Here is an 11,974-nt window from a genome sequence, read left to right as displayed (position 1 = left end):
GGGGGCGGGAGGTGCTACTGGCCGACCACCGAGGCCACCGCGATGATCGCGAACATCAATACGAGCACACCGGCCATGATCTGGTTACGAGTCTTCGGATCCACCCTCCGAGGTTAACCCGCCCCTTCCCCCCTCCCCTCCAGGGGCCAGACCTCCACCGTCTCGTAGCGCGGCCGCTCCCCCGGCACCCCGCTCACCGGCAGGTTCGAGCGGACCAGGGCCAGCTCGCCCACCTGCCAGCGGGTGCCCTCGAAGCCGGCGAGCGCGTCCAGGAAGGGGGCCATCGGGGCGCCCTCGCCGCGGGCCCGGGCGATCGTCAGATGGGGCTGGTAGCGGCGGTGCTCCTCCATCGGGATCCCGGCCCGGCGGGCCGCCGCGTCGGCGCGCTCGGCCAGCAGCCGCAGTACGTCCAGCTCGCCGGCGGCCCCGGTCCACAGGGCGCGGCGGCCGAAGTGCCCGCCGCCGTGCAGCCGCAGGCCGAAGGGCGGGGTGCGGTGGGCGGCGCGGGCCAGCCGGGTGCGGAGCTCCGGCAGCGGGGCGTCCCCGACCTCCCCCATGAAGGCGAGCGTGAAGTGCCAGCCGGGGCGGGAGGTCCAGCGCAGGGCGTCGGCGCCGGACAGGGCGTGCAGCCCGTCGACGACGGCGCCCAGCTCGGCGAGCGCTCCGGCGGGCGGCAGGACGGCGGCGAAAAGCCTCATGACCGCCAGTGTGGCAGCGGATAGCCTCGGCCGGATGGACAACGCGATCAAGATCAGGCGGGGCGGTCCGGCGGACCTGCCGGCCGTCCTCGGGATACTCGACAGCGCCGTCGTCTGGCTCAACGGCAAGGGGATCACCGCCCAGTGGGGCACCGATCCCTTCACCGCCCGGCCGAAGACCGTGGAGCACGTGGGGCGGGTGATGGGCGAGGGCGACCCGTGGATCGCCGAGGTCGGCGGCGTCCCGGCCGGCACCCTCACGCTGACCCCGCACCCCGGTGCGTACGTCCCGCCGGCCCCGGAGCCGGAGCGGTACGTCCGCTACCTCGCCACCCACGGACGGTTCCACGGCCTCGGGGTCGGCGCGGCCCTGCTCTCCCACGCGGCGGAGGAGACCCGCCGCGCGGGAGTCTCCCTGCTCCGCGTCGACTGCTTCGCGGGCAGCGAGGGCCGCCTCGTCACGTACTACGAACGCCAGGGCTTCACCCGCACCGACCCGTTCACGGTCGGTGACTGGCCGGGCCAGGTGCTGGAGATGCGGGTGTGACGGGGGCGTGAGGCCCCCGGCCCGGGGGCGGCTCAGCTGTGGAAGGTGATGAAGCCGTTGCCGTCGCGGTCGTTCGCGGTCTTGGTGTAGGAGTGCGTGTCCGCGGCGGCGCCGCCGGGCTTGATCAGCTTGATCGTGTCGCGGTCGTTGTTCCAGATGAAGTTGCAGTTGTTGCGGTAGGCGACGTTGCCCCCGTCGGACTCGGTGCCCCTGCCGCCGCGCAGCTTCACGTGGTCGCCGGGCTCCAGGTAGTGGTTCAGGCGGAAGGTGTAGCTGTTGCCGACCGCGTCCTTCACGACGTAGCCCTTGAGGTTCACCCGGGCGGTCCGCGAGAAGTTCCTGATCGTGACGAACTCGTCCTTGGTGTTGCCGGTCGTGCAGCTGTTGTTGTCCCGGCCCGGGGCGTCGTACTGGACGCCGGCGATCTTCAGGTACGAGGAGTACTCGGTGGCCTGGGCCGGGGTCGCGACGAGGACGGTGGCGAGGGCGCCGGTGCCGAGGGCCGCGGCTATGACGGGACGAATGGTGCGGGTACGCAAGGGAATCCCCCTTGTGGTGCCTGTGATTGACGGCTCAACATACACAGGATCACCACATCCCGTTGGCCTTTCGTTCATTTCGGGACGGGGCCGGGACGGAGAGAGGGGCGGGCGGAAGTCGGTGACTTCCGCCCGCCCCTCTCTCCGGGCTTCCGGCGCTCAGGCCGCCGTGGCCAGCCGCTGCGGGGCGGCGCGCGGCACGAAGCGGACGGACGGGTGGCCGTGGCGCCAGGCCATGGCCACCTTCAGGTTGCCGATGCGGGCCAGGACGAGGCCGATGACGGCCGCCGCGGCGAGCGACACCAGGCCGCCGGTCGCGAAGCCGACGCGGGCGCCGTACGTGTCGGTGACCCAGCCCAGCAGCGGCGCGCCGATCGGCGTGCCGCCCGCGAAGACCATCATGTAGAGGCTCATCACCCGGCCCCGCATGGCCGGGTCCGTCGCCATCTGGACGGCGGAGTTCGCGGTGATGTTCACCGTGAGGCCGATCATGCCGATCGGGACGAGCAGCAGCGCGAAGAGCCAGAACGACGGCGAGAGCGCCGCCACGACCTCCAGGACGCCGAAGACGCCCGCGGCGATCACCAGCATCCGCAGCCGGGTCGAGCCGCGGCGGGCCGCGAGCAGGGCGCCCGCGAGGGAGCCGGCCGCCATCAGCGTGTTGAGGAAGCCGTAGGTGCCGGCGCCGACGTGGAAGACCTCCTCGGAGAAGGCGGTCAGCCAGATCGGGAAGTTGAACCCGAAGGTGCCGATGAAGCCGACGAGGACGATCGGCCAGATCAGGTCGGGCCGGCCCGCCACGTACCGCAGGCCCTCCCGCAGCTGGCCCTTGCCGCGCGGGGCGCGCTCGACCTTGTGCAGCTCGCTCGTGCGCATCAGCCAGAGGGCGGCCAGCGGCGCGAGGAAGGAGAGGCCATTGATGAGGAAGGCCCAGCCGCTGCCGACCCCGGCGATCAGGACGCCGGCGACGGCGGGGCCGACGAGCCGGGCGGACTGGAAGTTCGCCGAGTTGAGCGAGACGGCGTTGCGGAGCTGGTCGGGGCCGACCATCTCGGAGACGAAGGACTGCCGGGCCGGGTTGTCGACGACGGTCACCATGCCGAGCAGGAAGGCGATCAGGTAGACGTGCCAGACCTGCACCTGTCCGGTGAGGGTGAGCGCGGCGAGCGCGAGCCCGCACAGGCCGAGGGCGGCCTGGCTGACGAGCAGCAGGCGCCGCTTCGGGTAGCGGTCGGCGATGACGCCGCCGTACAGGCCGAAGAGGAGCATCGGCAGGAACTGCAGGGCCGTGGTGACGCCGACGGCGGCGGCCGAGCCGGTGAGGCTCAGGACCAGCCAGTCCTGGGTGATCCGGGCCATCCACGTACCGGTGTTGGAGACGATCGCTCCGGTGAAGAACAGCCGGTAGTTCCGGATCGAGAGCGAGGAGAAGGTTCCCTTGCGGGACCCTCCGCCCCGGGTCTTCGGGGTAGTCGTGGGTTTGTGGACGGGGGCGGAGTCTGCTCCGGGTCCCGTGCTCAAAGTGCGTCGCCTCCTTGGCGCTCGGTTCACAGGTGGGCGAGCTTCTCCAGGACAGGAGCGGCCGCGCGCAGTACGGCCCACTCGTCCTCGTCCAGGCCCTCGGCGAGGGAGGCCAGCCAGGCGTTCCGCTTGCGGCGGGCGTCTTCGAGCATGGCCTCGGCCCGCTCGGTCTGGCTGACCACCTTCTGCCGGCGGTCATCGGGGTGCGGCTCCAGCCTGACCAGTCCCTTGGCTTCGAGCAGGGCGACGATGCGGGTCATCGACGGCGGCTGTACGTGCTCCTTGCGGGCCAGCTCACCGGGGGTGGCGGAGCCGCAGAGGGCCAGGGTGCCGAGCACCGACATCTCGGTCGGGCTCAGCGACTCGTCGACGCGCTGGTGCTTGAGGCGTCGGCTCAGCCGCATGACGGACGAGCGGATCGCGTTCACGGCCGCGGCGTCGTCGGCGGTGCCGTGGGACAGATCGGGCATGTAGTTAGCCTAACTCATTACTCTCGCTAAAGACCACTGGAATGCTCGCGTGTCGCACATGTCACGCCCCCGTTGGGGCACGAGTCACATCGCTCCAGGTCACGGAGAGGTATCCATGTATCACCCAAATGAGTGAGCTGGATCCGGAAAGTGACGCAAAGAAGCCCCGACAGCCCCGACGCTGAGCACATGGGATCGACAGTGCTCAGCCTGCGTATCGACAGTGAGCTGCTCGACCGGCTCAAGGGTCACGCCGCCAAAAGAGGAATGAGCGTCCAGGACTATGTCGTCCGGACGCTCATTCGAGAGGACTTCGACGAGCGGTTCAAGACCGCCGTCGAGGAGACGGAGAAGTTCTACGGGGCGGAGCCGGAGCCTCCCGGCACCGGCGCCGCCCCGCGCGATCAGGTCAGGCCCAGCGCCGGCATCGCGTAGTAGAAGACGAAGACCGCCGACACGGCGTACATCGCCACCGGGACCTCACGGCCCCGGCCGGCCGCCAGACGCAGCACGCTGAAGCTGATGAAGCCGATGCCGATGCCGTTCGTGATCGAGTACGTGAACGGCATCATCGTCATGGCCAGGAAGGCCGGCACCGCGATGGTGTAGTCGGCCCAGTCGATGTCCTTGACCGACCCGGCCAGGATCAGGAAGCCCACCGCGAGCAGCGCGGGGGTCGCCGCCTGCGACGGCACCATGGTCGCGAGCGGCGTGAGGAACAGCGCCACCGAGAACAGACCGCCCGTGACGACCGAGGCGAGGCCCGTGCGGGCGCCCTCGCCGACGCCCGCCGTGGACTCCACGAAGCAGGTGGTGGCCGACGAGGAGGTCGCGCCGCCGGAGGCGACGGCGAGGCCGTCCACCAGCAGGACCTTGTTGATGCCCGGGAAGTTGCCGTCCTTGTCGATCAGCTTGGCCTCGTCGCCGACGCCCAGGATCGTGCCCATGGCGTCGAAGAAGCAGGACAGCAGGACGGTGAAGACGAAGAGCACGCCGGTGAGGTAGCCGACCTTCGCGAAGCCGCCGAAGAGGCTGACCTCGCCGACCAGGCCGAAGTCCGGGGAGGCGACCGGGTTGCCCGGCCACTCCGGGGTGGTCAGGCCCCAGGACGGGATGTCCGCCACCGCGTTGATCACCATCGCCGCGATCGTCATGACGACGATCGAGATGAGGATCGCGCCCGGCACCTTGCGGATGATCAGCGCGAGGGTGAGCAGGGTGCCCAGGACGAAGATCAGGACCGGCCAGCCGGTGAGGTGGCCGCCGGTGCCCAGCTGGAGCGGGACGGTGGTGTGCGCGGCGTCGGGGATGCGGGAGACGAAGCCCGAGTCGACGAGGCCGATCAGCATGATGAAGAGGCCGATGCCGATCGCGATGCCCTTGCGCAGGCCGACCGGGACGGCGTTCATGACCCGCTCGCGCAGACCGGTCGCCACCAGCAGCATCACGACGATGCCGGCGAGGACGACCATGCCCATGGCGTCCGGCCAGGACATCCTGGGCGCGAGCTGGAGGGCGACGACCGTGTTGACGCCGAGGCCGGCGGCGAGGGCGATCGGGACGTTGCCGATGACGCCCATGAGGAGGGTCGAGAAGGCCGCCGTCAGGACGGTGGCGGTGACGAGCTGGCCGCCGTCGAGCTGGTGCCCGTACATGTCCTTGGCGCTGCCGAGGATGATCGGGTTCAGCACGATGATGTAGGCCATCGCGAAGAAGGTGGCGAAACCGCCCCGGACCTCGCGGGCGACGGTGGAGCCGCGCTCGGAGATCCGGAAGTAGCGGTCGAGGGCCGAGGCGGGTTCCTGGGGACCCTGCGGCTCGGGGGCGGAGGCCTTGGCGGCGGCCGTGGTGCTCATGGAAGTGGGTTCCTCTTCGGGAAAGTCCAGAAGTCCTTTTGGCGGTTCATACGAAGGAAACCCGCCATAGGCAAACCGTTTCAGTATGAACACATGAACGAGGGAGAGTCCATCTCCGCGCGTAGAACGGACGGAGGCGCCCCGGGACGGGCCCTCCGGGCCCCCGAACCCCGCCGCCTAGACTGACCCCATGGCGAAGTGGACACCCAAGCACGAGGCACCCGAACCCCTGGAGGGGCCCGTCGTCGGCACCATCACCGGCGGCACGATCCTCTGGTTCGTCCTCTTCCTCGTCCAGGTCCCCTTCTACGGCTGGTTCGACGACCGCGACCTCACCTGGTGGGTGTGGACCTGCCTCGCCGGCGCCGGCCTCGGCCTCATCGGCATCTGGTACGTCCGCAAGCGCGACGCCGCCATCGAGCGGCACCGGGCGGCGCAGGCCGCCCGGACCGCCCAGGACACCGGCGGCACCCCCGCCGCGTAGCACCGGAGGACGATCCCCCTCCTCCCCCGGTCGGATCTTCGCCCCTCTCGGCAGGTGAACGGCCAGGACCGGTCGTACCGTCGAGAACATGACTCAGCGGGCGAAGATCGACACGGGCGGCGGCGGAACCGGGGACACCCCGGACACCCTGGCGGAGACCGAACCGCCCGTCGTCCACCGCCCCGCCGGACTCACCGCCGCCGAGGTCGCCGAACGCGTCGCCCGCGGCGAGGTCAACGACGTCCCCGTCCGCAGCTCCCGCTCCACCACCGACATCGTCCGGGCCAACGTCTTCACCCGCTTCAACGCGATCATCGGCGTCCTCTGGGTGATCATGCTGATCGTCGCCCCGATCCAGGACAGCCTCTTCGGCTTCGTGATCGTCGCCAACACCGGCATCGGCATCATCCAGGAACTCCGCGCCAAGAAGACCCTCGACGGACTCGCCGTCATCGGCGAGGCGAAACCCACCGTCCGGCGCGACGGACGCGCCGCCGGGATCTCCACCTCCGAGATCGTCCTCGGCGACCTCATCGAGCTCGGCCCCGGCGACAAGGTCGTCGTCGACGGCGTCGTCGCCGAGGCCGACAGCATGGAGATCGACGAGTCCCTCCTCACCGGCGAGGCCGACCCCGTCGTCAAACGCCCCGGCGACCCCGTCATGTCCGGCTCCTTCGTCGTCGCCGGCGGCGGCGCCTTCACCGCCACCAAGGTCGGCCGCGAGGCCTACGCGGCACAGCTCGCCGAGGAGGCGTCCCGCTTCACGCTCGTCCACTCCGAGCTGCGCTCCGGGATCTCCACGATCCTCAAGTACGTGACGTGGATGATGGTGCCGACCGCGATCGGCCTGATCATCAGCCAGCTCGTCGTCAAGGACAACGACCTCAAGAACTCCATCGCCCGGACCGTCGGCGGCATCGTCCCGATGATCCCCGAAGGGCTCGTCCTGCTCACCTCGGTCGCCTTCGCGATCGGCGTCATCCGGCTCGGCCGCAAACAGTGCCTCGTCCAGGAGCTGCCCGCCATCGAGGGCCTCGCCCGGATCGACGTCGTCTGCCTCGACAAGACCGGCACCCTCACCGAGGGCGGCATGGACGTCACCGAGGTCCGCGTCCTGCACGGCGCCGACGAGACCTACGTGCGCAAGGTGCTCGGCGCGCTCGGCGAGTCCGACCCGCGCCCCAACGCCTCCCTCCAGGCCGTCATCGCCGCCTGCCCCGACACCGAGGAGTGGCGCTGCACCGAGTCGCTGCCCTTCTCCTCCGCCCGCAAGTACAGCGGCGCCGCCTTCAGCGAGGGCGACGGCGAGGAGTCCACCTGGCTGCTCGGCGCCCCCGACGTCCTCCTCCCGGCCGGCGACCCGGCCCTCGCCGACATCGACCGGCTGAACGAGCAGGGCCTGCGGGTCCTCCTCCTCGCCCGCACCGTCCACGAGCTCGACTCCCCCGACGTCGCGAAGGACGCCCGCGCCACCGCCCTCGTCGTCCTCGAACAGCGGCTGCGGCCCGACGCCGCCGACACCCTCGCCTACTTCGCCGACCAGGACGTGGCCGCCAAGGTCATCTCCGGCGACAACGCGGTCTCCGTCGGCGCGGTCGCCGGCAAGCTCGGCCTGCCCGGCGCCGAGCACACCGTCGACGCCCGCACGCTCCCCGCCGAGCGGGAGGAGATGGCGAAGGTCCTCGACGGCAACGCGGTCTTCGGCCGGGTCACCCCGCAGCAGAAGCGGGACATGGTCGCCGCGCTCCAGTCCCACGGACACACGGTCGCCATGACCGGCGACGGCGTCAACGACGTCCTCGCCCTCAAGGACGCCGACATCGGCGTCTCCATGGGCTCCGGCTCCGAGGCGACCCGCGCCGTCGCCCAGATCGTCCTCCTGAACAACTCCTTCGCGACGCTCCCCTCGGTCGTCGCGGAGGGCCGCCGGGTCATCGGCAACATCACCCGGGTGGCGACCCTCTTCCTCACGAAGACGGTCTACTCGGTGCTCCTGGCGATCCTGGTCGTGGTCTCCCAGATCGAGTACCCCTTCCTCCCGAGGCACCTGACCCTGCTGTCCACCCTCACGATCGGCGTCCCGGCCTTCTTCCTCGCCCTCGCCCCCAACAAGGAACGCGCCAAGCCGCACTTCGTCCGGCGGGTCATGCGGTACGCGATCCCCGGCGGCGTCGTCGCGGCGGCCGCCACCTTCACCACCTACCTCCTCGCCCGCCACCACTACAGCGGCGCGGACGCCCTCGGCGCCGAGACCAGCGCCGCGACCCTCACCCTCTTCCTCGTCTCCATGTGGGTCCTGGCGATCATCGCCCGCCCCTACACCTGGTGGCGGATCGCCCTGGTCGCCACCATGGGCGGCGCCTTCCTCCTGGTCCTCGTCGTCCCCTGGCTCCAGGACTTCTTCGCCCTCAAGCTCGTCGGCACGACCATGCCGTGGGCGGCCGTCGGCATCGCGGCGGCCGGCGCGGCCGTCCTGGAACTGGCCTGGCGCTGGGTGGACCACCGCTTCCCGGCGTAGGGGACGGACCCCGCCCCCGCGCCGGGGCCGCGTCAGTCGAACCAGCGGTCGCGGGCCAGCTCCGTCGTACGGGTGGGGTCCTCCAGGAGGGCCGCGACCTCGAAGCGGCGGGGCCACTGGGCGGTGGCCCAGGCCAGGGCGGCGGCCACGCCTTCGAGGGTGGCGGCGTGGAGGGTGCCGTCGGGGGCGCGGCGCCAGTCGAGTTCGGTGCCGCCCGCCCGGAGCTCCCCGTGCTCGAAGTAGGTGGCGGGGGTCGACGGGCCTAGGAGGGCGTGGACCGAGGCCGGGACCTCGTGCTCCTCGCCCTCCGTGGTGACCTCCGCCTCGACCGCCTCGCCGAGCCGGCGGACCTGGAGGAGCTCCGCCAGGTCCGCCGCCCGCGACGGGGCGACCGGGAGCAGCGGCAGGCCCGCCGTGAGCGGGAGGAGGTCGGGGGCGTCGGCCACCAGCGCGTCCGCCGCGTCGACCACCACCAGCTCGCCGTCCACGACCGCGCGGAGCTCGTCGGGGAGGGTGACCTGGTCGGGGTCGAGGTCCGCCAGGGCCGTGTACAGGGCGTGCAGCTGGGGGCCGGTGACCTCGCGGGCGGGGTCGGCCAGACGGGCCAGGAGCTCCGCCGCGCCGCCCGGCTCGTCCAGGAGGGCCGCCACCGAGGTGCGGACGCCCAGCGCCCGCAGGACCTGCTCGTCCTCGAAGCCGGTCGCGTCGGCGGGGTCGTACAGCCCGGCGAGGAGCGGGTCCGAACCCTCCGCGCGCAGGCCCGCCGGACGGCGGCCGCCGAGGACGGGGTGGTCGCGCAGCCACCAGGCCGTGTAGGAGCGGACCGTCTCCGTCGTGCCGTCCGGGAGGAGGACCCGTACGGGCTGGGTCAGGGCGTCCCGGAACGGCGGCCGCGCGAGGAGCGCGAGGGCCTGCGGCCAGGCGTCGTCGTCGACCAGGTCCAGGTCCCGCACGGCCACGATCTCCGTCGCCACCGGCGGCACGGGGGTCTCCGGCAGCCGGTCCAGGACGTCCTCGCACCACACGTCGACCGCGTCGAGCAGGCCCGCGTCGTCCGGCTCCGGGTAGTCGCCCTCCCGGGGCTCCAGGTCGTCGGGGTCCAGGACGAGGTCCGTGGCCCGGACCAGCGCGAAGTCCGCGAGGACGCCGCAGGCCGCCAGCGGGGCCTCGCCCCAGCGGTCGGCCAGCTCGGCGTCGACGTGGGCGAGCTCGCCCTCCCGCATCACCCGGTCGAACGCCGAGCCGGGCATCACCAGCTCCCCCGCCGGGGCCGTCTCGCCGTCCTCGTCGGGGAGGGCGAGCGCGGCGAGCCACGGCTCGTCGCCGGGCTCCAGGTCCGCGTCCCGTACGAGCCCGAGGACGGTCTCCACCAGTTCGTCGGCGTCCAGCTCCGGCGCGTCCAGGTCCCAGGCGTCGGCCGCGTCCATCGAGTTCGCGACCGCCTCCCGCACCTGGGGGGTCGTCAGGACCGCGCGGGGCGTCGCCGGGAGCGCGCCCAGCTTCTCCAGGAGCGGGTGCGCGGCCTCCGCGTGCGCCACCTTCAGGCCGAGGCGGGCCAGCTCCGCCGGGGTGCCCTCCTGCGGCAGGAGGACCTGGCGCGGGCCGATGGCCGTGCGCCCCGAGTCCAGCGGCACCGGCAGGCCGGTCAGCCGGTCCGGGTCCACGCCGGCCAGGGAGTCGTACAGCCGCCGCCACCAGCCCGGCGCCCGCTCCACGCCCGCGAGCCGGTCCACCGCCTCCGTCAGCGGCACCCGGCCCACGCCCAGCGTGCGCAGCTCGGGGCGGCGCTCCAGGCCCGCGGGGAGCAGCGTCGGGAAGACCTCGGCGAGGACCGCGACCGTCTCCGCGCCCGCGCCCTCGACGACCTCCGCCTCGATCGGGCGCAGCGCCGGAAGGTCCTCCGTCGGCACGGCCGGGGCGAGGAACGCGACGCGCGGCAGCCGGTCGAGGATCGCGTCGCGCAGCGCGCCGTCGAGCGGGCCCTTGCCGAGCGGGCCGGGCACGAGGTCGAGCGCCCCGCTCGTCACCGGCCGCCAGTCGGCGAGGAGTTCGGCGTACGCGTCGGCCGCCCGCAGCACCAGGAAGTCCGTCAGCGGGCCGGGCGCCGGGTGGCGGCGGGCCGTGTCCAGCGGCAGCGAGGCGATGAGCAGGGCGGGGATGCCGAGCGGTTCGTCGGTGGGGGTCGGCGCGTGCACGACGGGCGCGGTGCGCGGGTAGCGGGGGGCGCCGGCGTCGTCCACGGGGACGGCCCAGGTGACCGACCAGTGCGGGCGCAGGCGCTCCTCGACCGGCCGGTCCGCGAGGAGGCCGGGGTCGAGCGGGCCGGTGTGGGTGACGGTCCGCCAGCGGTGCGGGCCCTCGGCGGCCGAGTCCTCGATCCGGACGTAGCCGTCCGCCTCGGAGCGGGTCAGGGTGCGGACCCCGCCGGGCGTCTCCACGACGATCTCGGAGAGACCCGGAAGAGTGAGCAGCGTCGCGTCGTCGACGGCCGCGAGGAGCCGTTCGGCGAGGCCGTGCGCGGCGGCGTCGCGCAGCGGCAGGACGACGACCGTGTCGTATCCGTCGGGCGCGGAGCCCTCGGCGGGCAGCGGCAGCCTCAGGAGGGGTACGTGGCCGTCCCTGCGGCGCAGTTCGTCGCCGAGGCCCGGGGCGTGGCGGGCCACGTCCGCGGCCAGTTCGCGGGCCTCCGCGAGGGACCAGCGGACGCCGCCGTGGCGGCCCAGGACGGCCGGTTCGTCGGAGACGGCGAGGACGGCGGCGAAACCGACGCCGAAGCGGCCGACGGCGGCGGTGGCGTCCCGCTCGGTGCGCTTCGCGGAGGCGCGGAGCGTCGACAGGGACTCGACGCCGGCCGCGTCGAGCGGGGCGCCGGTGTTGGCGGCGGCCAGCACGGCAGGGCTGTCGGCGTCCGCCGGGTGCAGGGTCAGCCGCAGGCGGCCGGTGGTGCCGGCGCGGGCGGCGGCGTCGGCGGCGTTCTGGGCCAGCTCGACGACGAGGCGGTCGCGGTAGCCGCCGAGGGCGAGGTCCTCCTCGGCGTTCGCGTCCTCGCGGAAGCGGGCGGGGGAGGCGGTCCAGGCGTCCAGGACGCCTCTGCGGAGCCTTGCGGTGCCGAAGGGGTCGCTTCCGTCGGTCGTCGTCCGGACGGTGACGCTCACGTCTGACTCCACTCTGCTGTGCCGGCCTCTGCCGTGGCGGCCTTCGGCTCCGCGCCGAAGTTACCGCGCTCCGCCCCCTACCCCCCAGCGGGCACGGCACCCCCACGGCGTGCCTCCGCCCGGCGCTCGCGCCGTCGGCGGCGGGGTGACGGGCAGGGCGCCGGGGCGGGTGCCGTCGGCGGGGGC

General features: G+C 72.9%; 10 protein-coding genes. 4 read left to right on the top strand and 6 right to left on the bottom strand.

Annotated features, from left to right (window positions below):
* Window positions 1-113 precede the first annotated feature (113 nt).
* On the bottom strand, window positions 114-698 hold the full coding sequence (thpR, locus tag ACF1ED_RS35330) for an RNA 2',3'-cyclic phosphodiesterase (protein WP_391767450.1): 585 nt from the start codon (window positions 696-698) through the stop codon (window positions 114-116).
* 34 nt (window positions 699-732) lie between these two features.
* Between thpR and ACF1ED_RS35325 the strand changes: the two genes are divergently transcribed.
* Window positions 733-1,245, top strand: coding sequence for a GNAT family N-acetyltransferase (locus tag ACF1ED_RS35325; protein ID WP_391767449.1), 513 nt, complete (start codon window positions 733-735; stop codon window positions 1,243-1,245).
* 32 nt (window positions 1,246-1,277) lie between these two features.
* On the opposite strand, the gene ACF1ED_RS35320 is transcribed toward ACF1ED_RS35325, so the two are convergent.
* From ACF1ED_RS35320 to ACF1ED_RS35310, 3 genes are all read right to left on the bottom strand, one after another.
* Window positions 1,278-1,784, bottom strand: a complete 507-nt coding sequence (locus ACF1ED_RS35320) for a lamin tail domain-containing protein (RefSeq protein ID WP_391767448.1) — start codon at window positions 1,782-1,784, stop codon at window positions 1,278-1,280.
* A 159-nt stretch (window positions 1,785-1,943) separates the two neighbouring features.
* Window positions 1,944-3,305 carry an MFS transporter gene (locus ACF1ED_RS35315; protein WP_391767447.1) on the bottom strand — a complete coding sequence of 454 codons (1,362 nt, stop codon included), beginning with the start codon at window positions 3,303-3,305 and terminating at the stop codon, window positions 1,944-1,946.
* A 26-nt stretch (window positions 3,306-3,331) separates the two neighbouring features.
* Window positions 3,332-3,775: a MarR family winged helix-turn-helix transcriptional regulator gene (locus tag ACF1ED_RS35310; RefSeq protein WP_043226797.1), complete on the bottom strand. Its 444-nt coding sequence runs from the start codon at window positions 3,773-3,775 to the stop codon at window positions 3,332-3,334.
* 189 nt (window positions 3,776-3,964) lie between these two features.
* Between ACF1ED_RS35310 and ACF1ED_RS35305 the strand changes: the two genes are divergently transcribed.
* On the top strand, window positions 3,965-4,210 hold the full coding sequence (locus ACF1ED_RS35305) for a hypothetical protein (protein WP_043226831.1): 246 nt from the start codon (window positions 3,965-3,967) through the stop codon (window positions 4,208-4,210).
* On the opposite strand, the gene ACF1ED_RS35300 is transcribed toward ACF1ED_RS35305, so the two are convergent.
* Window positions 4,180-5,631, bottom strand: coding sequence for an NCS2 family permease (locus ACF1ED_RS35300; protein WP_391767446.1), 1,452 nt, complete (start codon window positions 5,629-5,631; stop codon window positions 4,180-4,182). The genes ACF1ED_RS35305 and ACF1ED_RS35300 overlap by 31 nt on opposite strands.
* Window positions 5,632-5,821: 190 nt before the next feature.
* Here ACF1ED_RS35300 and ACF1ED_RS35295 point away from each other — a divergent pair, with 190 nt between their 5' ends.
* Together ACF1ED_RS35295 and ACF1ED_RS35290 are read left to right on the top strand one after the other, a co-directional pair.
* Window positions 5,822-6,115, top strand: a complete 294-nt coding sequence (locus tag ACF1ED_RS35295) for a DUF2530 domain-containing protein (RefSeq protein ID WP_391767445.1) — start codon at window positions 5,822-5,824, stop codon at window positions 6,113-6,115.
* Window positions 6,116-6,203: 88 nt separating this feature from the next.
* On the top strand, window positions 6,204-8,633 hold the full coding sequence (locus ACF1ED_RS35290) for an HAD-IC family P-type ATPase (protein ID WP_391767444.1): 2,430 nt from the start codon (window positions 6,204-6,206) through the stop codon (window positions 8,631-8,633).
* A gap of 32 nt (window positions 8,634-8,665) precedes the next feature.
* Here the strand turns inward: ACF1ED_RS35290 and ACF1ED_RS35285 are convergent, their stop codons facing one another.
* Window positions 8,666-11,800 (bottom strand): sacsin N-terminal ATP-binding-like domain-containing protein, encoded by a 3,135-nt coding sequence (locus tag ACF1ED_RS35285; protein WP_391767443.1) that lies wholly within the window; start codon window positions 11,798-11,800, stop codon window positions 8,666-8,668.
* Window positions 11,801-11,974 lie beyond the last annotated feature (174 nt).

Source organism: Streptomyces sp. NPDC014656 (assembly GCF_043084305.1).
Classification (GTDB): domain Bacteria; phylum Actinomycetota; class Actinomycetes; order Streptomycetales; family Streptomycetaceae; genus Streptomyces.
Note: the sequence above shows the minus strand (reverse complement) of the source record. Positions and strands in the feature narration are given on the sequence as shown.

Coding starts and splice junctions, on each gene's coding strand:
- thpR (WP_391767450.1), bottom strand. CDS start 698: ATGAGGCTTTTCGCCGCCGTCCTGCCGCCCGCCGGAGCGCTCGCCGAG.
- ACF1ED_RS35325 (WP_391767449.1), top strand. CDS start 733: ATGGACAACGCGATCAAGATCAGGCGGGGCGGTCCGGCGGACCTGCCG.
- ACF1ED_RS35310 (WP_043226797.1), bottom strand. CDS start 3,775: ATGCCCGATCTGTCCCACGGCACCGCCGACGACGCCGCGGCCGTGAAC.
- ACF1ED_RS35305 (WP_043226831.1), top strand. CDS start 3,965: ATGGGATCGACAGTGCTCAGCCTGCGTATCGACAGTGAGCTGCTCGAC.
- ACF1ED_RS35300 (WP_391767446.1), bottom strand. CDS start 5,631: ATGAGCACCACGGCCGCCGCCAAGGCCTCCGCCCCCGAGCCGCAGGGT.
- ACF1ED_RS35295 (WP_391767445.1), top strand. CDS start 5,822: ATGGCGAAGTGGACACCCAAGCACGAGGCACCCGAACCCCTGGAGGGG.
- ACF1ED_RS35290 (WP_391767444.1), top strand. CDS start 6,204: ATGACTCAGCGGGCGAAGATCGACACGGGCGGCGGCGGAACCGGGGAC.